The sequence below is a fragment of the Armatimonas sp. genome (assembly GCF_031410135.1).
In the GTDB taxonomy this organism is placed as follows: Bacteria; Armatimonadota; Armatimonadia; order Armatimonadales; family Armatimonadaceae; genus Armatimonas.
This window is the reverse complement of sequence record NZ_JANNYP010000849.1, coordinates 1-1,196: the sequence shown is the minus strand read 5'-3', so window position 1 is coordinate 1,196 and position 1,196 is coordinate 1. Positions and strand designations below refer to the sequence as shown.

The window sequence follows — 1,196 nt, the reverse complement described above, 5'->3', positions numbered from 1 at the left end:
CCGACTCCCTTACTGCTGCCAATAAAGAGCTTCTTGCCATCGCTAGAGACCGTCACTGTGGTCGGGTAGTGCGCGGTGGGGATAAACCCACTGACTTTACTCCCGCCCCGGCGCTCGGTGGCGATCACGGCCACGGCGTTGATATCCGAGCAGGCGACATAGAGCGTCTTCTCATCGGGCGAGAGCGCCAGCGACGAGGGCGTGGCACCCGGCGAGCTCTGTTGCGGCAGGCGCGTCACAATCTTTTCGAGCTGGGGCGAGTCCTCGTCGCGGATCGAGGCCGAGACATCTAAATTGGCGAAATCAAAGACATAGACCGCGTCCTCGTTGCCACAGGAGACAAAGAGCCGCCCGTCGGAGGCCAGCAGCAGGTCGTTGGGGTGCGCCCCGACCGTGAGTGTTCGCTTCGTCTCCAGAGTCGCCGCATCTAACACGAGCACCTGCGCCTTGCCCCAGAGTGCACAGAGCACGTACTTGCCGTCCGTGGTCAGCTTCAGCGCCCCTGGCTTTGCCCCGTCCTCCAGCTCCCGATCGATTTTCTCGCTGCCATCGGTGCTCAGTGCGACAAGGGTATCGCTGGCGAGATCCGCGGCGTAGAGGCGCTTGCCACTGGGCGAGAGTGCAAGGCCACTCAAGTAGACTCCGCTCTGGCGCTTGGTTTTCTTTGCAGCTGCCGCCGCAGGCTTGGTATCCAGCACCGTCAGCGGCGCACCCGGCGCGTAGCTCCCGTCGGCCTGCTTGGTGAGCACCTGAATCAGCCCCGAGTTTCCGCCGCAGATATAGAGAGTCGTGCCATCCGGTGACCATGCCAGCCCCGCATGCGTCCGGCCAAACTTCACCTGCTGCTTGAGCATCCCGGTCGCTGGATCAATCAGGCTCACCCCGTGTGCTGCACCGCCGCCATTGCTCACGGCGAGGAGCTGTCCATCGGGTCGTAGCGCCGACGAGAGAAGCGTGTCCCCAATCTTCACATGCTCTTTGCCCGCCGGAGAGATCGTCCAGCCCGTCGCCACCAGCTTCAGCGAGCCCCCCTTGAGAACCTCTAGCCTTTGCCGCGCCACTAAGACCGCACTTGTCCCGAGAATCAAGGCTCCACTCAGAGCCAGCGTCCGTTTGTTTATCATGCCCCGATTGTAGCGCACGTTACGTGGGAATGGGTTAAATTTACCTGATGCTTAGCGCCACATCTCGGGAGG

The 1,196-nt window shown here is 62.2% G+C and carries 1 protein-coding gene; it reads right to left on the bottom strand.

Annotated features, from left to right (window positions below; translation table 11 throughout):
- The coding region (locus RMO15_RS30590) for a beta-propeller fold lactonase family protein (RefSeq protein ID WP_309722187.1) at nt 1-1,124 on the bottom strand (1,124 nt) is incomplete at its 3' end.
- Nucleotides 1,125-1,196: the final 72 nt, after the last annotated feature.